The sequence below is a fragment of the Curtobacterium sp. MCPF17_003 genome (assembly GCF_003224385.1).
Taxonomy (GTDB): Bacteria; Actinomycetota; Actinomycetes; order Actinomycetales; family Microbacteriaceae; genus Curtobacterium; species Curtobacterium flaccumfaciens.
This window is the reverse complement of sequence record NZ_QKLC01000011.1, coordinates 14,730-38,047: the sequence shown is the minus strand read 5'-3', so window position 1 is coordinate 38,047 and position 23,318 is coordinate 14,730. Positions and strand designations below refer to the sequence as shown.

General features: G+C 68.7%; 34 protein-coding genes and 1 pseudogene. 34 read left to right on the top strand and 1 reads right to left on the bottom strand.

The genetic code is table 11. The annotated features are described in order from the left end of the window. The first annotated feature begins 50 nt into the window (after window positions 1–50). The 14 genes from DEJ30_RS12050 to DEJ30_RS11995 all read left to right on the top strand — a co-directional run bounded on the left by DEJ30_RS12050 (window position 51) and on the right by DEJ30_RS11995 (window position 5,893). Window positions 51–851, top strand: coding sequence for a helix-turn-helix domain-containing protein (locus DEJ30_RS12050; protein WP_110861731.1), 801 nt, complete (start codon window positions 51–53; stop codon window positions 849–851). A gap of 23 nt (window positions 852–874) precedes the next feature. Continuing rightward, window positions 875–1,126 carry a hypothetical protein gene (locus tag DEJ30_RS12045; RefSeq protein WP_110861729.1) on the top strand — a complete coding sequence of 84 codons (252 nt, stop codon included), beginning with the start codon at window positions 875–877 and terminating at the stop codon, window positions 1,124–1,126. Then, window positions 1,126–1,359: a hypothetical protein gene (locus tag DEJ30_RS12040; protein WP_110861728.1), complete on the top strand. Its 234-nt coding sequence runs from the start codon at window positions 1,126–1,128 to the stop codon at window positions 1,357–1,359. Before DEJ30_RS12045 ends, DEJ30_RS12040 begins: the two co-directional genes overlap by 1 nt. Window positions 1,360–1,448: 89 nt before the next feature. Beyond that, window positions 1,449–1,742 (top strand): hypothetical protein, encoded by a 294-nt coding sequence (locus DEJ30_RS12035; RefSeq protein ID WP_110861726.1) that lies wholly within the window; start codon window positions 1,449–1,451, stop codon window positions 1,740–1,742. Further along, entirely contained in the window at window positions 1,739–2,137 is a 399-nt protein-coding gene (locus tag DEJ30_RS12030) for a hypothetical protein (protein WP_110861724.1), read from the top strand. The genes DEJ30_RS12035 and DEJ30_RS12030 overlap by 4 nt, the downstream gene beginning before the upstream one ends. Beyond that, the gene (locus DEJ30_RS12025; RefSeq protein WP_110861722.1) at window positions 2,130–2,606 is read left to right on the top strand and encodes a hypothetical protein; all 477 of its coding nucleotides are present in this window, start codon (window positions 2,130–2,132) and stop codon (window positions 2,604–2,606) included. Before DEJ30_RS12030 ends, DEJ30_RS12025 begins: the two co-directional genes overlap by 8 nt. Then, entirely contained in the window at window positions 2,603–2,725 is a 123-nt protein-coding gene (locus DEJ30_RS18550) for a hypothetical protein (protein WP_258369908.1), read from the top strand. Before DEJ30_RS12025 ends, DEJ30_RS18550 begins: the two co-directional genes overlap by 4 nt. A 103-nt stretch (window positions 2,726–2,828) precedes the next feature. After that, entirely contained in the window at window positions 2,829–2,996 is a 168-nt protein-coding gene (locus DEJ30_RS18230) for a hypothetical protein (protein WP_181420125.1), read from the top strand. Continuing rightward, window positions 2,993–3,202, top strand: a complete 210-nt coding sequence (locus tag DEJ30_RS12020) for a hypothetical protein (RefSeq protein WP_110861720.1) — start codon at window positions 2,993–2,995, stop codon at window positions 3,200–3,202. Before DEJ30_RS18230 ends, DEJ30_RS12020 begins: the two co-directional genes overlap by 4 nt. 151 nt (window positions 3,203–3,353) lie before the next feature. Then, complete coding sequence (locus DEJ30_RS12015; protein ID WP_110861718.1) at window positions 3,354–3,968, top strand: hypothetical protein; 615 nt, start codon at window positions 3,354–3,356, stop codon at window positions 3,966–3,968. Further along, entirely contained in the window at window positions 3,965–4,258 is a 294-nt protein-coding gene (locus DEJ30_RS12010; RefSeq protein WP_110861716.1) for a hypothetical protein, read from the top strand. Before DEJ30_RS12015 ends, DEJ30_RS12010 begins: the two co-directional genes overlap by 4 nt. Next, the gene (locus DEJ30_RS12005) at window positions 4,255–4,626 is read left to right on the top strand and encodes a hypothetical protein (protein WP_110861714.1); all 372 of its coding nucleotides are present in this window, start codon (window positions 4,255–4,257) and stop codon (window positions 4,624–4,626) included. Before DEJ30_RS12010 ends, DEJ30_RS12005 begins: the two co-directional genes overlap by 4 nt. Further along, window positions 4,623–5,150, top strand: coding sequence for a hypothetical protein (locus tag DEJ30_RS12000; RefSeq protein WP_110861712.1), 528 nt, complete (start codon window positions 4,623–4,625; stop codon window positions 5,148–5,150). Before DEJ30_RS12005 ends, DEJ30_RS12000 begins: the two co-directional genes overlap by 4 nt. A gap of 14 nt (window positions 5,151–5,164) precedes the next feature. Continuing rightward, complete coding sequence (locus tag DEJ30_RS11995) at window positions 5,165–5,893, top strand: hypothetical protein (protein WP_146238578.1); 729 nt, start codon at window positions 5,165–5,167, stop codon at window positions 5,891–5,893. Window positions 5,894–6,031: 138 nt separating this feature from the next. Here the strand turns inward: DEJ30_RS11995 and DEJ30_RS11990 are convergent, their stop codons facing one another. Continuing rightward, complete coding sequence (locus tag DEJ30_RS11990) at window positions 6,032–6,268, bottom strand: DUF3263 domain-containing protein (RefSeq protein ID WP_181420123.1); 237 nt, start codon at window positions 6,266–6,268, stop codon at window positions 6,032–6,034. A gap of 386 nt (window positions 6,269–6,654) precedes the next feature. On the opposite strand from DEJ30_RS11990, the gene DEJ30_RS11985 reads away from it, so the two are divergent. From DEJ30_RS11985 to DEJ30_RS11890, 20 genes and pseudogenes are all read left to right on the top strand, one after another. Further along, window positions 6,655–6,999 (top strand): HNH endonuclease signature motif containing protein, encoded by a 345-nt coding sequence (locus tag DEJ30_RS11985; RefSeq protein WP_181420122.1) that lies wholly within the window; start codon window positions 6,655–6,657, stop codon window positions 6,997–6,999. A gap of 188 nt (window positions 7,000–7,187) precedes the next feature. Beyond that, window positions 7,188–7,352: a hypothetical protein gene (locus tag DEJ30_RS18225; protein ID WP_181420121.1), complete on the top strand. Its 165-nt coding sequence runs from the start codon at window positions 7,188–7,190 to the stop codon at window positions 7,350–7,352. Continuing rightward, window positions 7,349–7,648, top strand: a complete 300-nt coding sequence (locus DEJ30_RS11980; RefSeq protein WP_110861704.1) for a hypothetical protein — start codon at window positions 7,349–7,351, stop codon at window positions 7,646–7,648. The genes DEJ30_RS18225 and DEJ30_RS11980 overlap by 4 nt, the downstream gene beginning before the upstream one ends. 757 nt (window positions 7,649–8,405) lie before the next feature. Then, window positions 8,406–8,873 carry a hypothetical protein gene (locus DEJ30_RS11970; protein WP_110861699.1) on the top strand — a complete coding sequence of 156 codons (468 nt, stop codon included), beginning with the start codon at window positions 8,406–8,408 and terminating at the stop codon, window positions 8,871–8,873. Then, window positions 8,873–10,528, top strand: coding sequence for a terminase (locus DEJ30_RS11965; protein ID WP_110861697.1), 1,656 nt, complete (start codon window positions 8,873–8,875; stop codon window positions 10,526–10,528). The genes DEJ30_RS11970 and DEJ30_RS11965 overlap by 1 nt, the downstream gene beginning before the upstream one ends. Before the next feature lie 10 nt (window positions 10,529–10,538). Further along, window positions 10,539–11,879, top strand: coding sequence for a phage portal protein (locus DEJ30_RS11960; protein WP_110861695.1), 1,341 nt, complete (start codon window positions 10,539–10,541; stop codon window positions 11,877–11,879). Beyond that, window positions 11,860–12,708: a hypothetical protein gene (locus DEJ30_RS11955; RefSeq protein ID WP_110861692.1), complete on the top strand. Its 849-nt coding sequence runs from the start codon at window positions 11,860–11,862 to the stop codon at window positions 12,706–12,708. The genes DEJ30_RS11960 and DEJ30_RS11955 overlap by 20 nt, the downstream gene beginning before the upstream one ends. Before the next feature lie 64 nt (window positions 12,709–12,772). Further along, window positions 12,773–13,261 carry a hypothetical protein gene (locus DEJ30_RS11950; protein WP_110861689.1) on the top strand — a complete coding sequence of 163 codons (489 nt, stop codon included), beginning with the start codon at window positions 12,773–12,775 and terminating at the stop codon, window positions 13,259–13,261. 59 nt (window positions 13,262–13,320) lie between these two features. Next, the gene (locus tag DEJ30_RS11945) at window positions 13,321–14,301 is read left to right on the top strand and encodes a hypothetical protein (protein ID WP_110861687.1); all 981 of its coding nucleotides are present in this window, start codon (window positions 13,321–13,323) and stop codon (window positions 14,299–14,301) included. Between the two features lie 13 nt (window positions 14,302–14,314). Further along, on the top strand, window positions 14,315–14,878 hold the full coding sequence (locus DEJ30_RS11940) for a hypothetical protein (protein WP_110861685.1): 564 nt from the start codon (window positions 14,315–14,317) through the stop codon (window positions 14,876–14,878). Continuing rightward, window positions 14,878–15,216 carry a hypothetical protein gene (locus DEJ30_RS11935; protein WP_110861683.1) on the top strand — a complete coding sequence of 113 codons (339 nt, stop codon included), beginning with the start codon at window positions 14,878–14,880 and terminating at the stop codon, window positions 15,214–15,216. Before DEJ30_RS11940 ends, DEJ30_RS11935 begins: the two co-directional genes overlap by 1 nt. Continuing rightward, complete coding sequence (locus DEJ30_RS11930; protein ID WP_110861681.1) at window positions 15,209–15,466, top strand: hypothetical protein; 258 nt, start codon at window positions 15,209–15,211, stop codon at window positions 15,464–15,466. Before DEJ30_RS11935 ends, DEJ30_RS11930 begins: the two co-directional genes overlap by 8 nt. Before the next feature lie 8 nt (window positions 15,467–15,474). Beyond that, window positions 15,475–15,885: a hypothetical protein gene (locus tag DEJ30_RS11925; protein WP_110861679.1), complete on the top strand. Its 411-nt coding sequence runs from the start codon at window positions 15,475–15,477 to the stop codon at window positions 15,883–15,885. Window positions 15,886–15,994: 109 nt separating this feature from the next. Beyond that, window positions 15,995–16,561 carry a hypothetical protein gene (locus tag DEJ30_RS11920; protein WP_110861677.1) on the top strand — a complete coding sequence of 189 codons (567 nt, stop codon included), beginning with the start codon at window positions 15,995–15,997 and terminating at the stop codon, window positions 16,559–16,561. Continuing rightward, the gene (locus DEJ30_RS11915) at window positions 16,558–16,782 is read left to right on the top strand and encodes a hypothetical protein (protein ID WP_110861675.1); all 225 of its coding nucleotides are present in this window, start codon (window positions 16,558–16,560) and stop codon (window positions 16,780–16,782) included. Before DEJ30_RS11920 ends, DEJ30_RS11915 begins: the two co-directional genes overlap by 4 nt. Window positions 16,783–16,862: 80 nt before the next feature. Continuing rightward, window positions 16,863–17,195: a hypothetical protein gene (locus DEJ30_RS11910; protein WP_110861673.1), complete on the top strand. Its 333-nt coding sequence runs from the start codon at window positions 16,863–16,865 to the stop codon at window positions 17,193–17,195. Between the two features lie 164 nt (window positions 17,196–17,359). Then, window positions 17,360–17,599 (top strand): hypothetical protein, encoded by a 240-nt coding sequence (locus DEJ30_RS17880; RefSeq protein WP_146238576.1) that lies wholly within the window; start codon window positions 17,360–17,362, stop codon window positions 17,597–17,599. Further along, window positions 17,589–20,357 (top strand): annotated as a pseudogene (locus DEJ30_RS11900) (tape measure protein); the annotation flags it as partial. The gene DEJ30_RS17880 and the pseudogene DEJ30_RS11900, both read left to right, overlap by 11 nt. Before the next feature lie 899 nt (window positions 20,358–21,256). Beyond that, window positions 21,257–22,306 (top strand): hypothetical protein, encoded by a 1,050-nt coding sequence (locus DEJ30_RS11895; RefSeq protein WP_110861668.1) that lies wholly within the window; start codon window positions 21,257–21,259, stop codon window positions 22,304–22,306. Window positions 22,307–22,316: 10 nt separating this feature from the next. After that, on the top strand, window positions 22,317–23,312 hold the full coding sequence (locus DEJ30_RS11890) for a hypothetical protein (RefSeq protein WP_110861666.1): 996 nt from the start codon (window positions 22,317–22,319) through the stop codon (window positions 23,310–23,312). Window positions 23,313–23,318 lie beyond the last annotated feature (6 nt).

The window sequence follows — 23,318 nt, the reverse complement described above, 5'->3', positions numbered from 1 at the left end:
CGCGTGCGCTCCGTCGGGCGAAGCTGTATGGCCGGTACCAGCCGCCGCCGATGGTCGACGCAGCCCCCGCCAGGCGGCACGTCAGAGCGCTCAGTGACTTCGGGATCGGCATCGACCGCGTCGCGATGATCGCGAACGTCACCGAGGCCGGCATCCGGAACCTCATGTACGGGCGAACCGGGAAGTCGACCGACACCCGCCGACACCCTCCGAAGAGGGTCGGCGCGGAGCTGTCCCGCCGCATCCTCGCCGTCCGCCCGGAGGTGCGGCACGTCGCGGACCGCGGGTTCATCAGCTCACAGGGCACGCACCGCCGCATCCAAGCGCTCGTGCGGCAGGGCTGGTCGCAGCGGAAGCTCGCGTCCCGCCTCGGCATGAGTCCCGCGCAGTTCAACATGATCCTCCGAGCGGACCACGTCACGGCGGGCATGCACCGCAAGATCGTCGCCCTGTTCGCCGATCTCTGGGACAAGCTCCCCGACCGCACCCGCTCCGTGGACCTCAACTCGTACAACCGCTCGGTGAACTACGCCAAGGCGCACGGTTGGCACCCGCCACTCGCCTGGGACGACATCGACCTCGACGACCGCCCCGCGGAAGCGCTCCGCAACGACAGCGTCGACGACATGGCCGTCGAGCTCGCCGTCGCAGGTGAGGACGTCCGCCTCACCCCCGCCGAACGCCGCCTGGCCGTCACCGAGCTCCACAGCTACGGCCTCACCGACCCCGACATCGCCGAACGCCTCCACTGCTCCGACCGCACCGTCCTCCGCATCCGAGAAGAACTCGACTTGCCCTACAACGACAACCCGTACAGCCCACCCAGCACCGCGGCCGCAGCCGCAGCCTGAACCCGACCCGCCGAAGGAGATCGATGTCGAACGCCAGCAAGAAGCCCACGCCCGCCGTGGGTGACGTCTACGAGGACCGACACAGCAACGAGCGGAACCGCCGGCTCCGCCTGACCAGCGAAGCACCAGCTGACTGGAATGGCCGCCCTCGATTCGTCGCCGAGACCATCAGCAACGACGAGCGCCCGCACCTCATCGGGAAGACCACTGTCGTCGCGGCCCACAGCCTCCGGAGCGGCTTCACCAAGGTCGAGTCCGCACCCGCTGCCGACTGATGCCCGCCACCACCCGGGTGCCCGGACACGAGCTCCGCTCCGAGGGTGCTGCCTATCGCAAGGGCGACCGCCGAGGCCAGCACCTCCGCGTCACCCCCGGCTGGACCACCTCCGGCACCGGCTACGCACTCTGCAGCTGCGGAGCCACCTCCGCAGTCCTCACCAGCGGCACCAAGCGCAAGGCCTGGCACCGCGACCACAAGAACGAAGTCACCGCCGCACCGCAGCAGTGACCACCCACACCCGACGAGCGCCGACCCCACTACTCCGGGGCCGGCGCTCGCCGCATCACGCGGCGCTCGCCGCAGACAGGAGGCCCATCGTGGCCCAGTACCGCAAGAAGCCCGTCGTCATTGATGCCGAGCAGTGGGACGGAACGGTCAACGACGCCGGCCGGATCATCAGCTGGATCCTCGACAACCACCCCGACTCGCAGGTGCCGTCGTTCGCGGAGACGAACGAGACCGAGCACCGGGAGCACGCCGAGCTGCGCATCTCCACCCTCGAGGGCGTCATCACTGCCTCCCCGGGTGACTTCATCATCGTCGGCGTGCAGGGCGAGACCTACCCCTGCAAGCCCGACATCTTCGCCGCGACGTACGAGGCCGTCTCGTGACCGTCGACACCACCGAGCAGCGCACCCGAGCGCGCAACATGGAAGCGATGGGCCTCCCCGGAACCGCCCAAGCACTCACCGACTCCGCCGACGAGATCGACACCCTCCGCAGAGCGCTCGCCGCGGTCCCGCACGCCGAGCTGTGCCGGCTGCTCATGACCCGCGACGGCGAGCCCTGCAGCTGCGAGAAGAGCGCGATCGCCACCTCGCCGGCGTCGCCGCTGCTGTCCGACGAGACCAGCGTCACGTACCTCGGCGTCACCCGCCTCAACGTCTTCGGGCCCGGCGGTCGCGTCGTCGGGCTCCTCGGCGTCACGGGCGTGCACGTGGAGCTCGTCGAGAACGGACGCGCCCTGCAGGTCGTATTCGAGCAGGAAGGAGCCAACCGTGCCTGAGCAGTCCGTGCAGGTGCCGGTGTCGCAGTGCTCCGCCGTGAACGACGGCATGGAAGGCGTCCGCTGCCAGGGTGACCTCGGCCACGCCGAACTGCACTGGGCCGACGTCAGCGGTGAGGGCGACGTCACCGAGTGGGGCGACAACGACGAACTGTGGGAGGAGATCGACAGGCTCCGCGCTCTCCTCTCGCAGCCGACCCCGACCGCCGAGACGGTCGCCTGCCCGCATTGGGAGCCGGGACAGATCACGATGCGGAACGGGTGTACCGCGTGTCGCGCAGATGCCGCACCGCCGTCCATCGCCGCCATGGTGCCGGGGACGACGTTCACGGCAGCCGCAACGTCTGACATCTGGCGCTGGGCGGTACGCACGGACGGTCAGGTGGTGTCCGGCCTCGGTATCGGACCGAAGTCGTCGATCGACCCGTCCACGATCCGCGACGTGACCCCGCCGGCGGTGACCACGTGATCGCCCTGCAGATCGCCCTCGACGCCGTCGGCTGCATCATCGCGGCCGGCGGCGTCCGCTTCGCCCAGGTCTGGTTCGACGACGCCAGTCAGACCGCATGGAGGAACCGATGGCACTGACCCGCGAGGAGTGGCGTGTCCGGCTGCTCGACCAGGGCATCGATGAGGGCACCGCGGACCTGATGTGCCGCGAGTACGCCGACGACGAAGAGGGAGACGACTGATGGACCGCAAGATCACCGCTGACCATGTGCCGGGTTCCGTCGTGCTCAAGGTGCCGGGATCGCAGCACGGGCTCGAACCGCAGGAGGCCGTCGACCTGGCCGACGAACTCAAGGAGCAGGCACAGAACGCGATCCACGCGGAACGCCTCGGACGGAGGACGACGTGACCCGGCTGTCGCAAGAGCTCAACAACCACTACCCCCGGAAGCTCATCTGGTGGATGGAGTGCGACTTCTGCCAGCAGACGCGCAGCCGGCCGGCGTGGGACCAGCGCGACCTGCCGCTCGACGAGTTCCGGGCGGCCGGGTGGGAGTGCGGCAACCAGCGCGACAAGTGCCCCGCATGCCTCGTATCGCTCGGCCCCGGCACCTGATGCTCGACCCGCACCACCCACCGGGGGAGCCCTGCACCCCGGCCTGCAAGGACGAACCAGAGTCCTGCCCATCGAACCAACCGACCCCACCACGGCGAGCCCTCCGGCAGCGGAGAGCTCGCCGTGGTCGTTCCCAGAGGAGGAACACGAGATGACCGATGCCAAGACAGACCTGTTCAAGCCCGGCGACCGGGTGTACTTCACCGGTTGGACTCCACCCACGCCGGACTTCGCGCCGGCGGAGCCCGCCGAGTGGGCCACCGTGACCGACTACCCGACCGGGGATCCCGACCGTGTCAGCGTCGTCTACGACGGCCAGCCCGACGCTGTCTTCCCCGCCGCTGTGCAGTACCTCGTCACCGCCGCAGACGCGCCGGAACCCGACCCGAAGACAGTCGTCGACCTCGATGCCCACGTCAGCGGCCTCGTCCTCGAGGAGCGCGCCCGACAGGATGCTCGTTGGGGTGCGCCGAAACACCTGCCGAACGGAACCGGCTCCCGCTCGTACCCGATCAAGGGCGTCCACGACGACTACTCGATCAGCGAGGACAACCAAGCCGCTGAGATCGCCGACTGGGCGAAGAGCGAGTGCGACCTCGCCACCGCCGCCGGGGACGTGACCTACCGCCACATCCTCGTCGAGGAGCACTTCGAAGCGCTCGCCGAAGACGACCCGGAGAAGCTGTTCGACGAGCTGATCCAGGTCGCCGCGGTCGCGCAGAAGTGGTGCCGCGCCCTGATCGAGCACCAGGGGGTGCAGCGATGAGCGACGCGGCCACGACCACCTTCACGATCCCGACGCACTGGTTCCTGGTGAAGCCGTGCGGCTGCATCGACGGCTCCGCGGTCGGCGGGATCCGGCACCCGACCGCGGAGTCCGCTCACAGGCTGCTCACCCCGCGGAAGCGCGAGCGGGACCGCGAGGTCAAGCAGGGGTGGACCGTCCGGGGAGCGACCCGCGCCGAGCTGGACAACCTCGTCGAGCTCTTCACGACGCCCTGCCCGCACCAGACCGACGAGACCAGCGGCGAGCGCCGCGGGAAGGAACAGCCATGACCGCCGACACCACGCCGACACCGAACGAGCTGCTCACCCGGATCGCGGAGGCTTCCCGGGCGGGAATGGTCGAGGAGCTGCGCAGCATCGTCAACGAGCTGCCTGTCCCGACCCCGCCGCCCTCGACGCTCCGGATCATCGACATCGATCACCTCGACGCCTTCATCCGCGGATGGTTCGACGCTGACCCCGAGTCGCAGGAGATCAGCCGAGAGCTGCGCGAGGACATCGGCAAGCAGTTCGACATGCCCGAACCGATGACCGTCATCGAACAGGCGATCCGTGAGTGGAAGTCACGGGGCGGCATGGTGACCACCGAGTCGCTCCTCGTCGGCATCCGTGCAGCCCTGGAAGGAGCCACCCAGTGACCGGACACACGCCCGTCGTTCTCGAGACGATGCATTCCGACTGCCTCGACGAAGCGTGCGAGCACGCGGACCCGTCTGGTGGCGCGGACCCGTCCGACTGCCCCCTGACGCCCATCGTCTGCTGCGAAGCCTGCAGCGACAACACCGAAGCTGACGACTGGATGCCCGTCACCGAGTGGCCATGCCCCGAAGCCACGCAACGCAGTGACACCCCACAGATCAAGCAGCGACTCCTCGACGAGTACCGAGCCCAGCAGGAGAACCACATGAACACCGCGCAGCACGCAACGACCACCGTGACCCGCCACCAGGTCCGGATGGAGAACACCACCGCCGAGGGCCTCAGCCGACGCGACATCGGCGACTTCCTCCACCAGGCCGACCTCGCGTTCGAGAAGGCGAAAGGTCGCATCGTCATGGCCGACGACGACTACTACGTCCGCGGTGACGAGGAAGGCATCACCGCCTACTTCGAGACCGAAGCACCGAAGACCACAGGTCCCATCGGACCACTCGCAGCATGACCGAGGGAGACCACATGACCCCAACCACCACGAACCCCGAGCGCTCGCCGCATCCTGCCGACGGCGACGAGATCCCGACCTTCGAGCTCCGGGCCAGCTTCGCTGAGCTCATCGCCAAGCTCTCGGACGACGACGGCCTCCTGCAGCGCCTGCAGGAGGCCGTCTTCGGCGGGATGGAATCCACGGGCGGCGGGGCGTCGTTCGGCAGCAAGCCGCCCATCGACCTCGCAGCAGTCGACCTGCTCGAGCTGATCGCCCAGCAGGCCGCCGAAGCCCTCGCCGCCGTCGACCCGACGCCGACTCCGCTCGGGCACGCGCAGGACTACGTCAGGGCGTGGGGCGACCTCGTCCGCGATCACGACGTGGTCCGCGTGCACGCTCCGGCCCTGACCGTCGACAAGGCCGTCTACCGGCAGGGAGTCGAGACCACCGCCTACCGGCACGCCGAGAGATGGGTCGCCGCGATCGAGGCGTTCTTCGCGCCCCCGAAGAACGCGCAGATCCTCGCCCCATGCCCGAAGTGCGGACACGACAAGGTCACGAAGACGACCGACGGCGACGACTACCTCGAGTGGGCGCTGGTCATGCGCCGCGACCGGCAGACGGGGGAGACGATCGACGTCTACTGCCAGGCGTGCACGTTCGAGTGGCCGCGCCGGCTGCTCGTCGGGTTCGCCGACAACATCGGCATCGACGTCGAGGCGGCAGTCGTCAGGGCCATCACTGACACACCTCGGCGATAACCGGCTCTCACCGACACGCCTCGACAATCACCGGAATGCATCGGAATCTGCTAGGATGAACCTTGCTCGTCAGAAGTGTGTCTACTGCCGGGAACGACCTAGAAAGCCCCTCCGCCGTCGCGGGGGGCTTTCGTCGTTTCAGGCGAAGCGTCGCGCCGCGCGGGCCGCCACACGGTCAGCGGTCACGCGCTGCACCCGGTGCGCGACCGGCGCGAACTCTGCCAGGACGTCATCGCGGGCAACGAGCCGGAGCAGCTGCTGCTGGTACCGAACCCACGACACCCCGAACTCGACACGCACCGCCGCTTCCTTGCCCCGGTCGTTCCGCGGTCGCTGCTCCTCGAACACGAGGATCGCGCGCTCGTCATCAGTCATGCCCACATCATCCGCCGCGCCCCCGACAGGCGCGGCCCCAGACGTACCCGCGACCATGCCAAGCGCTGCGCGAGTACCGAGCGAGGCCGGCAAGCGCCGCCCGCAACAACTAAGGCAGCCAGGGATGGCGCACTGACGCGTCGTCGCGTCCAGGCCTGAACGACGACCGGACTAGCCCACCGTCAGCGGGGCTCTAACTCCACAGAGAAGCCCCGGCGCTGCGCTAACAGCCCGGGGCGTGACCGACTCGGGAAGGAGTCGATATCCATCTGAAGGAACGCAGCGTCAGGGACCCGCGCACGGGATGCCTGCGATGAACGGGTTACCGAAATCGCGATGGGTACGGCCGCATCCGAAACGGCAGGCGAGACGAGCAAGCCCACCGCGTGGCCTACACCGCGTCCGTGGGAGAGATACCCGAGGGCTGCGAGATCGACCACACGTGCGGCACTCGCGATTGCGTGGAACCCAGCCACCTCCGTGCGATCTCGCAGGCGGAGAACAAGCAACACGTGACGCGTCTGTACAAGAACAACACGTCCGGCTACCCGGGCGTGACCTTCTACGCGGCTCGCGGCAAGTGGCGAGCGCAGGCGAAGCGCGGCGATCGCTACGCAACGCTCGGAGCTTTCGACGACCCGTGGGATGCGTACCAGGCGTACGTCGCCCACGTGCGGGAGCATTACCCGTACGTCGACGAGCGCCTCTTGACGCTGCCGCGTCACACCTGATCTTCCCCGGCCCGCAGACACGCACCTCATCGTCTTGCTGCGTCGAGCTCGGGGATCCCTTCCCTCGTCGTGACCTGTTCGGGTCAGGGCGCGACGAGGACCTACTCAGGCCGAGACCCCCGAGGGAAGCCGCGCTGGCATGCGGACCCCGGACGAGGACGGCCGGCCACGTCACGAGGAGGACCGCTGTGAAGCTCTCCGAGATCCGTGCCCTGCTGCTGAAGCATGGGCACAAGACCTCCGCCGAAATCGATCGCTTCGACGTGAAGCGTGCCGCCGGCGCACTCATCGGCGTCGACGTCATGTTCACCGATGGCACCGTCGCCTACCTGCCCGTCGAGCCCAGCGCATGAAGCTCGCCGGCGCGACGATCAGAGTGACGCCGGAGATGGTCGCAGCGGCCCAGTGGGACCGTGACCATCTCGTCCGCCGCGGCACCGAGGACTACGACCGGGTCCTCGACATCGTCCGGCACAAGACGTACGTCCTCGACGAGCACGCACGCCGCATCAACGGCCGGTACATCAAGGTCGCGTACATGGCCCTCGCGGAGGACGGCGGTCCGATCATCGACGGCGACACTGTCCGGGTGAAGTGGAAGCGGGTTCGTATCCCGCGCACTCACCCGTGGCGGGGACGCCGTAGCTAGACCGGCGGGGCATCGTGGACCGGAGCCCCGCTACCCGCCTACCCGATACCGGGGTAGGTGCCGGATACCCGGTAGCCCAGCTGACACCGCTCGACCCGGTGAGCGCGCACCGCACCAGGACGAACACCCGCACCTCGCTCGAGCCCGTCGGCTACGACGGCGAGGGCGCACCGCTGTACGCATGGCAGCTCGACGACGAGCAACGCTGACGACAGGAGCGCGACGTGGGTGAGCAGTGGTCAGGCAGCACACGCAAGCAGCGACTCCCGCGCGACTGGGAAGAGCGACGCGCCACCGTGCGCGATCGAGCGGGCGGCCGGTGCCAAGCCACGATGCGCGACGGCACACGCTGCGTCGAGGTCGGCACAGACTGCGACCACATTGTGCACGGCGACAACCACGCACTCTCGAACCTGCAGTGGCTCTGCTCATGGCACCACGAGAAGAAGACCGCACGCGAAGCACTCGAAGCACGACGATTCACACGCGTCCCGTCGTCCCGTAAGCCACGCGAGAAGCACCCAGGGCTCAGGTAGACGCCGGGCCGATGAACGTCGCGCACGCGGGCGCACAGAGGCCCCCGTCCACCCCCTCCCCCCGGGTCCGTCCTGGTCGTAGAGGTGCTGTGACCGAGGCCGTGTACGGGTCTGGGGTTTTCGCCGAGTTTCACCACACCCTGACATTTCAACGCCAGGGCGTCCCACCCGACCCCTGACCGAAACGGAGCAGGCGGCCTCACCCGAAACGGGAGCTCACCATGCCTGGACACGGCCCTGCACCGAAGGACCCGAAGAAGCGAGCACGCCGCAACTCGGACCCGACCGTCGTCCGCATCCTCCCGCGCGCGGTCGTCGCGCAACCTGCCCTCCCGACGATCGCTGTCGAGGAGGACGGCGAGCTCCGCGAGTTCAAGTGGCCGGCCATCACCCGCGAGTGGTGGGACATGTGGGCGACGTCGCCTCTCTCGCTCGACTTCACCGCGACGGACTGGTCGGAGCTCCGCGACACCGCGCTGATCCACGCCCGCTACTGGAACGGCGACATCAAGCTCGCCGCGGAGCTACGGCTGCGGACCGCGAAGTTCGGCGCGACCCCCGAGGACCGCGCGCGTCTGCGCATCACGTTCGCGCAGGCCGAGGAGGCGGAGACGAAGACCACCGCCCGCCGCAGCTCGCGTGACCGCTTCGGCGGCATCGCGCTCCCCCCGGAAGCGACGGCGAACTGATGCCGTGGCGACCGCTCGACGGCGAGGCGTTCCCGACTCTCGGCTTCCACGTCGCCGACCAGATGGCCGAGTTCCTCGACTACGTCGTCACCCGCGAGCAGCTTGAGTTCCTGATCCGCTTCTACGAGATCGACCCGCTCACTTGCCGACGCATCAAGACCCGCGGGATCATCCAGCGACCTCGTGGGTGGGGCAAGTCCCCGAAGCTCGGGGCGCTCGGTATCAGCGAAGCGCTCTTCGAGGTCGTCCCCGACGGCTGGGATGCTGACGGTCAGCCTGTCGCCAGGCCCTGGTCGGACTTCAAGACGATCATCAACGTCCCGGTCACCGCAACGAGCGATGACCAGGTGCAGAACACCTGGGCCCCGATGCTCGAGATGGCGCGGCTCGACTCTCTCGTCAACGAATTCGATGTCGACCCGATGGACACGTTCATCGCGATCCCCGGCGGCAAGATCGAGCCGCGCACCTCGTCCGGCCGGTCCATCAAGGGCCTCCCCGGTCAGGTCGCCGCGATCATGGACCAGACCGAGGAGTGGGTGAAGGGCAACGGCGGACTCCGCCTCGCGCAGAACATCCGCAACAACTCGACGAAGGCCGGCGGCGTCACGATCGAGTCTCCGAACGCATTCACCCCAGGCGAGAACTCAGTCGCGGAAGCGTCCGCCCGCGACTGGGACCTGATCGAGTCCGGCAAGTACCCCGACCTCGCCGCCGCGCGGCAGATCCTCTACGACCACCGCGAAGCGCCAGCGGACACGGACCCGTCAGACCGAGCATCGCTCGAGTACGGCCTGCGGTACGCGTACGGGGACAGCTCGGACCACCCCGACGGCTGCGTCATCCACAACCCGCCGTGCGAGCCCGGCTGGGCACCGATTCAACGGCAGATGCTGGCGTTCCTCGACACCTCGAACGACCCGCAGGTGCTCCGCGCCGACTTCCTCAACCAGATCACCCACGCGACGAACTCGTTCGTCTCGCAGCCCGAGCTGCGCGCGATCCAGGACCTCGACAAGGTCATCTCGAAGACCGAGCCGGTCACGCTCGGCTTCGACGGCTCCGAGGGGCGCAAGCCCGGCAAGGGCACCGCCGACTCGACGGTCCTCATCGGCTACTCCGTCACCCAGAAGCACCTCTTCAAGATCGGCGTCTGGGAACAGCCCGACGGTCCGAAGGGTGACGGGTGGCGGCCGCCGGTCCTCGAGATCGAGGCGGCCATCCGGCAGGCGTTCAAGGACTACAACGTCGTCGGGTTCTACGCCGACCCGTCCGCAGGCTGGGCAGGCCACGTGAAGACGTGGGAGGCCGAGTACTCGAAGCGGCTCAAGGTCCGGATGTCCCGCGACGAGCCGATCCGGTGGCGACAGAAGGACCTCGCGCGCACGACGGGCACCTTCGACCAGCTCGAGTCGGCGATCTCCGCCGGCCCCGAGTCGATCACCTACGACGGCTCGAAGGAGCTCACCGCCCACTTCATCAACGCCCGCCGCGACCGTCGCCGGTCCGGCTACGTGCTGATGAAGCCCGAGCACGACCCGGACGGCTCGAAGATCGACGCCGCCTGGGGCGCGATGTTCGCCTACGCGGCCGGCATCGACGCGCTCGGCATGAAGCTCACGAAGAAGAAGACCGCCGCCCGCCGCATCTACTGAGAGGGGTCCTGTGGCTACCACACCCGCCGAATGGCTCCCGGTCCTGGCGAAGCGTCTCGACGCCCGCCAGGCGCGGATCGCGAAGAACCGGTCCTACTCGAACGGCGGCGCGCCCCTGCCCGAAATGGGCAAGAACACGAAGGCCACGTGGAAGGCGTTCCAGAAGAAGGCGCGCACCAACTACGGCGGCCTGGCATGCGAATCGCTCGGCGGCCGCATCGTGCCGAACGGTGTCCGCGTGGGCACCTCGACCACGAGCCCCGCTGTCCTGGCCGCTCGGCGCGTCTGGCGCGACAACCGCCTCGACGTCGTGTTCGGCGACGCGATCTCGACGATGCTCACCACGAGCGTCGCCTACCTGATCGTCGGCGTCCGCGACGGCAGCCCGATCATCACGGCCGAGATCCCCGAGCAGGTCATCACTGCATCGGACCCGACACAGCCCTGGCGAGCGCGCGCCGCACTCAAGGCATGGCGCGACCCCGACACGGGTCTCGATCACGCGCTCGTCTGGACTCCCGGCGAGCGGCAGCACTTCACCCGGAAGTCGACCAGCAGCACCGGAACACCGATTCCGCAGGTCGACGGCGAGTGGGAGCCGCTCGGTGAGCCGGAGACCTACACCGGCGGCGTGCCGGTCTACGTCCTCGAGAACAAGGACGGTGTCGCGGAGTTCGAGCCGCACATCGACGTCATCGACCGCATCAACCTCGGCAAGCTGCAACGCCTCGTCACCACGGCGATGCAGGCGTTCAAGCAGCGCGCACTCAAGGGCGGGCTCGACGCGACCGACGAGGACGACAACGCGATCGACTGGGCGAAGATCCTCGAGCCCGCCCCCGGCGCGCTCTGGGACCTGCCCGAGGGCATCGACGTGTGGGAGTCGCCGGCGACCGACATCCGTCCCCTGCTCGAGGGCGAGAAGGTCGACGCGCGCGACTTCGCTGCCGTCATGCGGACCCCGCTGGACGTCTTCGTGCCCGAGGGGCAGAACCAGTCCGCGACCGGGGCAGCGAACGCGCACAAGGGCGAGATCCAGAAGGCGAAGGACCGCATCGCCCGCGCCGGCGCACCGATGGAAGGCTCGATGCTCGCAGCCCTGCAGATCCTCGGGCTCGACGACGGCGAGACGGTGCAGATCACCTTCGAGACGCCGGAGCACGTGTCGCTCAGCGAGAAGGCGTCGGCGGCTGCGCAGGCGAAGGCAGGCGGCAAGTCGCAGCGCTGGATCGACGAGCACATCTGGGGCATGTCCCCGGACGAGATCGACCAGGAAGAGACGGACCGGTCCGCGGAGCAGCTGCTCGCCGCGACTCTGATCGGAGCACCGAGTGCCACTGGCAACGCTTGACCAGCTGACGGCCGCGCACCAGACGACGACGAAGCAGATCCGAGACCGGACCCTCGCGGTCACGGCCGCCCGGTGGGATACCTCGCCGGACTACCGGGACGCCGACATCGACCGGCTGATCTCGCAGATCCTGCCCCAGGTGCAGGCCGGTCAGCTCGCGACCGCGACGCTGACGAACGCCTACATCGGGCAGGCCGCCCGCGTCACCGGTGCCGAGCTCGCGCCGGCGACGGTCGACCGGGACGCGATCCTCGGCTACCGAGGCGTGCCCTCGGCCGACGTCTACCGCCGCGGCGCGGTCACGCTGTACACGGCCCTGTCGAACGGCTCCCCGTTCGACGCAGCGGTCGCGTACGGCCTCGACCGGATGCTCACCATCGTCGCGACCGAGCTGCAGCAGGCGAAGAACCGGCAAGCGCAGCGAGCGATCGAGGCGTCCGGGTTCTACGGCTACCGCCGGGTCCTCACAGGCCTCGAGAACTGCGCGCTCTGCGCGATCGCATCGACGCAGAAGTACTCCAAGTCGGAGCTCATGCCGATCCACCCCGGCTGCGACTGCGGCGTGCAGCCCGTCCGGGAAGCCGACGGGCCCGGCACGATCCTCGACCCGGACCTGCTCGAGCGTACCCACACGCTCATCGACCAAAAGCTCGGCGGCACCGACCGCGGCGCACGCGACCTCAGCATCGAGAAGACGTCGTCCGCGGGCAAGCCGCTCAGCGACTTCACGGACCTCGTCGTGGTCAACGATCACGGCGAGCTCGGACCGACCCTCGCGTGGCGGTCCGACAAGTTCACCAGCGCCGCGGACATCGCAGCGCTCAACTGACGTCCCCGCACCCGCGGGGAGTGACCGAAACGGTCAACCACCCAACCCGAAACGGGAGATACCGATGTCGGAAGACGACAAGACGAAGCAGACCGAGGGCGCAACGCTCGAGGAGAAGCTCGCCGCAGCCGAGGCCGAAGCCGAGAAGTGGAAGACGCTCTCCCGGCAGAACGAACAGCGCGCGAAGGACAACGCCGAGAAGGCGAAGAAGTTCGACGAGCACGAAGAGGCCACCAAGACCGAGCTCGACAAGCTCAAGGAGCGCGCCGAGGCAGCCGAGAAGGTCAACGCGGAACGCGAGGCCAAGGAGGCAGCCGCCAAGCTCCGCGAGGAGATCGCCACGGAGAAGGGCTTCGGGGATCGCAAGATCAACGCATCCGCCCTCCGAGGCTCGACTCGCGAAGAGCTCGAGGCGCACGCCGACGAGCTGCTCGCCCTGGTCCCCGCACCCGCCGCCGGCCCCTCGGCCGACGGGCAGGGGAAGACCGGTGAGCAGATCGGTGAAGGCGACATGTCGGCCGAAGACATCGTGGCGGCAGCGACCGCCAGGTAACCCCCGCTGGTGTTCGCCACGAACCCCAAGCGGCCATCTCAACCATCCAAGGAGGAATCGTGGCAAACATCTTCACCAAGGGGGAGAAGCTCGCGCAGACCGCGCTGGCTCTGCTCCGGAAGACCGTCAAGGCCCCGAGCCTGTTCACCACGAAGTACGGTGTCGCCGACTTCGCGGGAGCCGCCGGCGACGTCATCAACATCAAGCGTCCGGCGGTCCTCGTCGCGCGCGAGAAGCCGTGGCGCGGGGACGACGCGATCGTGATCGACCGCCTCGTCAACACCAAGATGCAGGTCGGGCTCAACAAGCACGTCTACTCCGGTGTGCACCTCTCGCCGGAGGAGGAGACCCTCGACGAGATCAACTACGTCCGGGACATCCAGGCTCCGCAGGTCACCGCGGTCGCCGAGTACATCGAGGGCATCGTCGTCGGAGCGCTGACGGGGGCGACCTACGTCAACACCGTCAAGTTCGACCAGAACAGCGCCCTCGACGTCGAGTCCGACCCCCGCAAGGTCGCGATCCGCGCGCGGAAGCTGTTCCAGACCGCGCACGTCCCCGTCACCGGCCGCTACTGGCTCGTCGGGGCGGACGTCTCCGAGGCGATCGCCGGCTACGACAAGCTGCTCGAGGTCGATACCTCCGGGCTGCCTGAGGCGCTCCGTGACGGTGTCGTCGGCCGCCTGGCTGGCTTCACCATCATCGAGCTCGACGCCCTCGACCCGTCCGCCTCGTTCTTCGTGCACGAGTCGGCCGTCGCGATCGCGAACGTCGCGCCGGTGGTCCCGAACGGCGTCGCCAAGGGCGGTGCGGTCGCGGCTGGGAACGGCCTCGCCGTCACGCAGCTGTGGGACTACGACAGCGACCACCTCAAGGACCGGTCCATCGTGCACTCCTTCGCGGGTGCAGCGCCGGTCCTCGACCCGAAGACCAAGGCGGACGGGTCGCTCGACCTCAACGCGGACGACACGCCCAAGCTGCAGTTCGTCCGCGCCGTCAAGGTCACGTTCACCGCGAAGACCGCCTCCGCGGGATCCTGAGAGGAGTGAGGTCATGGCCGACGAGCTGGCAACGAAGGAAGACGTCGTCGCGGCGCTCGGTCGTGACCTCACCACCTCTGAGGCGAAGCAGGTCATCCCACACCTGACGAAGGTGTCGGAACTGTTCCGCCTCGAAGCCCGCCAGCAGTTCACCCCGGGCCGGTCCACCAACCGGCTCCGGGTGACTGCCGGCGGGCTCACCCTCCCGCAGCGCCCCGTGCGCGCGGTCCTAACCGTCGACGGCCAGCCCGGCGACCGGTTCACGCTCCTCGGGCAGCGCCTCGAGGTACCGGCGCAGACCGGAACGTTCGTCGTCGTCGACTACGAGCACGGCTACGACGCCATTCCCGGCCTCGTGGTCACCACGGTCGCCGGCATCGTCGCCCAGCTGTTCGAGGCCGACCCACGCGCTCGCGCCGGCGTCTCCCAGCGCGGCGAGACCCGCGGCCCGTTCAGCGTGCAGGAGACGTACGCGGCATGGGCGCAGGGAGCCGCACCGCGCCTCGCCCCTGACGACGTCAAGGTGGCGCAGTCGTACCGGGTGAAGTCGTACGGCCTGATCGTGCAGGGGTACTGATGACCGGCGAGACCGTCACCTGGCACCACCGCACCGACACCGGCAAGCGCGACCGGTACAACAAGCCGATCCTCGCCGACGCCGACACCCCGCTCGACGACGTGCTCGTCGCGCCGAACCTCGGCGACGAGGTCACCGGGACCGCTGAGAACACCTCGAGCACCCGGATCACCCTCTACCTTCCCGTCGTCGCCGGCATCGGCTCCGACGACGAGCTCACCGTCCGCGGCACCCGCTACAGGGTCCTCGCCGACGAGGCCGACTGGTCGACCGGCATGAGCGACTGGAAGCCAGGCTCCGTCGTGCAGCTTGAGCGGAAGGACTACGTCAGTGCCTAAGTCACGCGTCGTCCTCAACCGCCGCGGCTTCGGAGCCGTCCTCGCGTCCAAGGGCATCGAGGACCAGCTGCGCCCCTACGCCGACGACATTGCCGCGCAGATTCCCGGCGGCGCGACCGTCACCGCGATCCGCACCGGCGTTGGCACCTCGAACTCCCGTGTCCGCCTCCGCGTCGAGGCGGAGGTGTGGGAACGCGCCCGGCTGATCTCCGCGATGCGCCAGGTCCTCAGCAACGCCCAGTCCCGCTAGGAGGGCCCGTGTACGGCATCGTCTACGACGACTTCCTCGCCCACCTCATCCGACGCACCGACGCCCTCCTCACGGCGCGCAGCGAGCCGCACGCGGCCGGCGTCGAGGTCTCCGACCGGAAGTCGGCCGACAGCCGCCGCGCGGTCGTCCTGACGACGAGCCCCGGCGGCGGCACGAGCAACACCGTCCGGACCTCCTACGTCACGGTCGACGTGATCACCGACGACCAGGGCACAACGACCGACCTGATCAACCTCGTCCTCGCGCTGGCGACCTCGCGCGGAGCCGGCGGCATGGTCGACGGCTCTCCCATCACGTTCGCCGAGGTCAACGGCGGCCCGAACGAGGACCCCGCGGCGGACGGCTACTTCAAGCAGACCGCGCAGCTCGAGCTGCGACATCGCGGTCGCAGCCTCTGACCCACCATCTCGAAGCCCTGCCGGCGGCGGGGCTTCTCTCGTTCCTCCCACCGAGCAGGGACCCCAGGGGCACACGCCCACCACACCACAACTGGAAGGAAGGGCCCTCGTGTCCCTCGAAGCAGAGAACGTCCGCGTAGCGGTCACGGGCGCGGTGTACAGCGCCCCGAAGACCGCGACGCGGCCCACCAGCGCCACCAGCGCGCTGACCGGCTACATCGACCACGGCTACATCGGCGACGGCGGCGTGACCGAGACCCGCGACCGGTCGACGAACCAGATCCGCGCGTGGCAGAACGGTGCGCTCGTCCGCGAGCCCGTCACCGAGTCCTCCATCAAGTACGCCTGCGTCCTCCTCGAGACCAAGAAGGAGAACATCGAGCTCTACTACGGCGCGAAGGTCGCCGACAACGGCTCGATCAAGATCAACCCGTCGAAGACCGGCGGCCGCCGCCGGTTCGCCGTGGACGTCATCGACGAGGAAGACCTGATCCGCGTCGACGTCCCGGACGGCGAGATCACCGAGGTCGGCGACCAGGTCTACGTCAACGGCGAGCCCATCGGCTACGAGATCACCATCACCGGCTACGAGATCACCGACGAGGAGACGGGCGAGTCCTACTCCGCCGTCAAGTGGTACGGCTCCCTCGACACCACCGCGGGGGCCGGCGCATGACCGCGGCGAAGCCGATCCACGTCCGCAACATGCGGACGGACGAGATCCGGGAAGTCACGCCGGAGCAGCGCGAGATCCAGGACAAGGGCATCTGGGTCCTCATCACCGGCGAGGACGTCAAGCCGACGCCCCCGACCGCCACCACCGAGTCGAGCGACAAGCCCGACACCGGCACGGCGACCCCCAAGACCACCTCGAAGGCGTCCGCGCCCAAGGAGTGACCAACCGGTGTGCCGGGGCGCTCGGGCCCCGGCACACCTCCTACCCCTTCCGAGCACTCCCACCGAGCTAGGAGAACCACATGGGCGACACCGCCACCAAGGCCCTGCAGATCAAGGCCAAGTCCCGTCCGCCGCTGGTCGTCGAGTACGACGGCACCGAGTACACGCTGCCCGGCCGCATCCCGGCCGAGATCATGACCATCCGGGCGCAGTACAAGAAGCCGCGCAACCCGGAGAAGAAGGTCCAGGAGGAGTGGCAGCGCGAACTCGGCGTCGCCACGATGGACAAGTTCCTCGAGCTCGTCCTGCCCGAAGACTTCCGTGCCGTCGTCGACCTCGAGGACATCGAGACGGTCTTCGAGCACTGGGCGGAGCACGTCGGCCTGGGGGAATCGAAGGACTCCGACAGCTAGCGGAGTCCTACCCCGACGAGCTCGTCTGGGAGCTCTACCAGCTGGGCCTCGACGTCGACGACATCGGCGACGACGAGGACTCCACCGAAGAGCAGATCGCGAAGGCGGTCGACCACGTCAAGGTCGACCGCCTTCTGCGTGTCGCGACCCGCGACACCGCATCGGTGCTCTTCGCCGCGCAGCACGGATGGGACTTCCCCGTCAGCCGCGAGTGGATCCAGAACGCGGACTCGATGGACCAGTTCGCCGCCGCCCAGTGGACCAAGGGCAGCCCCCGCCCCAAGCCGTACCCGCGCCCCTGGCCGAACGCCAACACCAACCGCCTCGGCAAGACCAACCTCACCCCTGCAGCAGCGCGGGAGGTGCTGCGAAGAAACAGGGAGGGCCTGACCCATGTCGACTGAGTCCGCCATCGCATACGTCTCCGTCGTCCCGCAGGCCAAGGGTGCCGGCCGGGCGATCGAGCGGGAGATCAACCCGCAGGCGCTCGGCACATCCATCGGCAGCAAGATGTCGCCCGGCTTCCTCAAGTCGGTCGGGTCGATGGCCGTGAAGTCCACCGCGATCGTCGGTGCGGGCGTCACGGCCATCGGCGCGAGCATCGCTGCCGTCGCTGCGAAGAAGGGCATCGCCCGGCTCCTCGACATCGACGACGCCAAGGGCAAGCTCGCCGGCCTCAAGACCTCCACCGAGGGCATCGCCAAGATCATGGACAGCGCCCTCGCGTCCGTGAAGGGCACCGCGTTCGGGCTCGGCGACGCCGCCGGTGTCGCCTCGAACGCCGTCGCCGCCGGCATCAAGCCCGGCCAGGCACTCACGAAGTACCTCAAGCTCACCGCTGACGCAGCCACCATCGCGGGCACCTCGCTCGGCGAGATGGGCTCGATCATCAACAAGACCACCACCAGCGGCAAGGTCTACACCGACAACCTCAACCAGCTCGCCGACCGCGGCATCCCGATCTTCCAGTGGCTGCAGGACGAGTACAAGGTCTCCGCAGACGACCTCTCCGACATGGTCCGCAAGGGCGAGGTCGACGCGGCCACCTTCCGCAAGGTCATCGAGGAGAACATCGGCGGCGCGGCACTCGCCTCCGGGAAGACCGTCCGCGGCGCGTGGGCGAACGTCGGCGCGTCCCTCGGCCGTCTCGGCGCGATGTTCCTCTCCGGAGCGGTCGCTGGCGCTCCCCAGCTCTTCACCTCCATCACGGGGGCAGTCGACCGCGGCACAGCTGCGCTGCAGCCCTACGCGGACGTCCTCAACGAGAAGGTCTCGGCCGGGATGGCCGCCCTTGCCGGGTGGATCGACCGCGTCGACTTCGGCAAGGTCATCGCCGGGGCCTCCGCGTTCGCCGGCAAGGTCCGCGACGTCTTCACCTCGCTGAGCAGCGGCGACACCGATACCGCCCTCGGCAGCGTCGGTGCGTCCCTGTCCAAGCTGACCCCGGCCTTCACCGCGTTCCGTGACCAGCTGCCGGAGCTTGGCGACTCCGCCGGCAAGCTCGCCGCGGCCGGGATCACCGTCCTCGCCGGCGGGCTCGGCTTCCTCGCCGACCACGTCGACACGATCGTCAAGTACATGCCGCTGATCGTCGCCGGCTTCATCGCCTGGCAGCTCGCCTCCCGGGCGACGGCCGGGGCCTCGGTCGTGCTCCGCACCGCCGAGCTCCTGGCCCTGCCGGTGCAGATCAAGCGGAACATCCTCCGCCTCGAAGCCGCGCGCCTTGAGTACGCGACCGCCCGCGGCATGGGTGTCTCCGCTGCCGCGACCGCCGCCAACACCGGCGTCACCAACCAGAACGCATCAGCGCTCGGCCGCCTCACTCTCGCGCAGCGGATCTCGACCGCCGCGACGACGGTCGGCACTGTCGCGATGCTCATCGGCGCTGGCGCACTTCGCGTCTTCGGCGCTGCCGTGAAGGTCGCGATGGGGCCGGTCGGCATCATCATCGCCATCGTCGGCGCGCTCGTCGCCGGTCTCGTCTGGTTCTTCACCCAAACGAAGCTCGGGCAAGCCATCGTGCAGACCGCCTTCGCCGCGATCAAGGTCGCGGTCGCAGCGGTCGGTGATGCCTTCACGTGGCTCTGGGAGAACGCGATCAAGCCCGCATGGGACGGCATCGCCGCCGGGGCGACCTGGCTGTGGCAGACCATCCTGCAGCCCGCGTTCACCGGCATCGCCCTCGCAGTGCAGACCGTCGGCGGGTTCTTCGCCGCCCTGTGGACGAACTACATCCAGCCGCCGCTCACCGCAATCGGCAACGCGATCGGCTACCTCTGGAACAGCTGGATCTCGCCGGTCTTCCAGCTGATCGGCGCGATCGTCGTCTGGGCCGGCGGCATCTTCGCCTCGGCCATCTCCGGCATCGTCGGCCTGATCGTCAACACCCTCGGTGCGACGTTCTCCTGGCTGTGGACCGGCGTCATCCAGCCGGTCTTCACCTGGATCGGTGCGGCGATCTCGGTCTGGTGGACCACGGTGTCGTCGATCTTCGGCTTCGTCGTCGGCTTCGTCCGGAACACCCTCGGCGCAGCCTTCTCCTGGCTGTGGTCCGGCGTGATCTCGCCGGTCTTCACCTGGATCGGTGCCCTGTTCTCCGCCTGGTGGAACGGGATCGTCATGCCGATCTTCTCGGCCGTGGTCGGATTCCTCCGCAACACCCTCGGCCCAGTGTTCACCTGGCTCCGCGACACGATCATCAGCCCGGTCTTCTCCGCGATCGGCACCGTCGTGCGCGGCGTCTGGAAATCCTGGATCAAGCCCGTCTTCGACAAGATCGTCGACATCGCGAAGAACACCATCCCGAAGGCCTTCTCCACGATGAAGGACGGGATCGGCAAAGCGTGGGACCTGGTCAAGTCCGTCGTGAAGGCTCCGATCAAGTTCGTGGTCGAGACGGTGATCCAGAAGGGGATCATCGACAACTTCAACAAGGCCGCCGACTTCTTCAAGACGAAGCACCTCCCGGACGTGTCGCTGCCCAAGGGCTTCGCGACGGGTGGGTACACCGGCGACGGCGGCAAGTACGACCCCGCCGGCATCGTCCACCGCGGCGAGTTCGTCTTCACCAAGGAGCAGACCGCGCGCCTCGGCGTCGCGAAGCTGCACGCGATCGCGAACAACGGGTACGCCAAGGGCGGGCTCGTCGGTGCCGCGTCGTCCGGGTGGGACTGGATCGCGGGCAAGGCTGGCAAGGCGTGGGACTGGACGAAGAACGCCGCCGAGACCGCCCAGTCGGTCGTCTCCGACCCGATGGGGACCCTCGGCAAGCTCGCGAAGGGGCTCATCGGCCAGATCCCCGGTGCCGGCGGGATGCTCGATGTCGCCAAGGGTGTCGGGCAGAAGATCCTGTCCGGCGCGATCGACAAGCTCAAGGGCATCGGCGACCTCGGCGGGCTCACCCCCTTCGGTGGGAACGGGAAGAACGGCAACCTCGCGTCGTCGGCACTCGGCAAGGCGCTCGGCTTCGCACCGGGCTCCGGCGTCGGCGCGACCGGCGGGCTCATGCAGAAGGCCGCCGCGTCCGCGTGGAACAACGCGTACCGGGCATCGGGCGGCGTCCTCCGACTCACGGAGGGGTACCGCGACCTCAAGGCGCAGCAGTACCGGTGGTCGCTGTTCAAGAACGGCGGCAACCTCGCCGCCACCCCCGGCACGTCGGTGCACGGCTTCGGCCTCGCAGCAGACGTCGCCGGCGGACAGGACTGGCTCCGCGCGAACGGCGCGAAGTACGGCTGGGCGAACACCGGGCTCGGGTTCTCGCAGCGGGAGCCGTGGCACTTTGAGTTCAAGGGCATGTCCCAGAACGTGCCGCAGCTCGCCGCCGGCGCGCTCATCGGCCGCCGGCCGGGCGGATCGCTCGTCAACGTCGGCGAAGGCCGGTACGACGAGGCCGTGGTGCCGCTCACCCCGCGCATCAAGGAGAACCTCCTCGGCGCGAACCGCCCGTCCAGCGAAGGCCGCACCCCGCTGCACCTGCACCTCGTCTCCTCCGGAGACGTGAAGCAGGACCTCGACGAGGTTGACCACAAGATCGAATCGATGCGCCGAGGAGGCCGCCTGTGAACGGTGACTGGACGATCGACTGCGGGCCGGACGGGGTCATCCCGTTCGGCCCGCAGGCCTCGAGGTACCCCTTCGCGATCGCGCCGGAGATCGGCGACCCGGAGCGCAGCACCCAGGACGGCAACCTGCCGGGCGTGGATGGGTCGACCTTCGGGGTCGACACGTTCGCGGGGCAGACCATTGCCTTCGGACTCACCGCCCTCGGCGAGACCGACGATGACGCCCGGGCGCTGTACGACGAGTTCCGGCGTGCGTGGCGGGCAGACACGATCCGGCAGACGCCTGGTTCGCTCGCAACCCTGACGGCTCCTTCCGGACGGTCGACGTTCGGGCGGCCTCGGCGCATCACTCCGACGTTCTACCCGAACGACGCGGGCGCGATCGGCATCACCGCCGACTTCGCCACCGCGGACGACCTCTGGTACGGCGCGGAAGAGTTCCTTGAGGTGCCGCTTGGTCTCTCCCAGGGCGGCGGGTTCGTGTTTCGGCAGTACGCCGACGGCGTTGGGCTGACGCTCGAGGAGAGCTCGCCGGGCTCCGGGCTCTACATCCCGAACGGTCTGACCGAAACGCCACCCGGTTCCGGCCTCTACTCACCAGAAGGTCTGGTGGAGTTCCCCGTCGGGTCGGGCATGTACTCGCCCTCGTCTCGGCCGGTAACCGCAGACGGGTTGAAGTTCCCGCTCGTCGCACGCGGGTACACGAACGCTTCGAACGGGTTCGTCGTTGGCGGCACCAGGTCCACCTGGCCCGTCATAACCATCCGGGGTCCGATCCTGAACCCCACGGTCGAGGTGCCCGGCGTCTTCCGGTTCTCCGCGACTGCGTCACTCGCCTACGACGAGTGGCTGACCATCGACACCCGTCCGGGCCGCCGCTTCGTCACGAAGAACGACGTCCAGAGCGCGGCGCTGACGCGCATGTCGACGCTCCTCCCGGCGGCAGCCCTGCCGCCGGGTTCTCACACCATGACCCTGTCTGGGTCGTCTGCGACGGGCGCTCCGAAGGCGCTCATCAGCTGGCGTCCCGCGTACACCACCCCGTAGGAGCGTTCCGATGGCACTCGACCCTGTCCCCTTCGTCATCGGCGGCGACGCTGAGCACGGCCCGGACGTCTTCCGGCAGGCGCTGTACCTCGCCACAGGCGGCAAGCAGGGCGTCGGAAGCCCCGGCGACCTCAAGGTCACCGCGCTCGATGTACCCGGCGCGGGTGTGCGGATCGCTTCCGGCGCTGGGACCATCCTCAACCGGGTGGCTTCGCAGCAGTCGTACGGCGTCCGCAACCCGACCGCCGACCTCGAATCCATCCGAGTACCGGCGTCCGGCTCCGCGGGCGGCCGGTCACACCTGGTCATCTGCCGAGTCGACAACCCCTACGTCGACGGCAACGCGCAGGCACCCGCGGACCCCGTGCACGGACCGTACGACAAGTTCGACATCATCTCCGACGTCCCGGCAGGTACGCGCCGCATCCGTGACCTGGACCAGTACAAGGGGCTGTCGGCGATCGAGCTGGCACGCATCGACCTGCCCGCTTCGACGGGGACGGTGACGGCGGCGACCATCACGGACCTCCGCACCCTCGCGACGCCTCGCACGGAGCAGGTGCGTGTGTCTGCGACGCCGACCGACTACTACGTCACGATGGCGACCGGGCAGTGGAAGCCGTTCCCCGAGAATCCGATCACGGGCCTGCAGGTCCCCGAGTGGGCGACGCACGCGATCATCCGACTCGAGACGGCGATGAAGTACCTCGAGGGCAACGCGTACGGCAACTTCCGTGGCTTCATCGGCCCGGCTGGCGCGCAGGCCACCGCGAACCTGTTCGCCACCCAAGGAATCGACGCGACAACGGTCGGCGGGCAGTACCGGCAGCCGTTCATCGCCCCCTCGAGCGACTACTTCCCGATCCCGGCGTCGATGCGCGGCACCACGGTGCAGCTCACCGGGCTGGTGCAGCCGAACTCGGCGGCGAACAACGGGGCCCGCATCGGCACCGCGGCGGGCGACTACTACTTCGCGGACGTCACGTTCGTCGAACGGATCAGCTGACAAGGG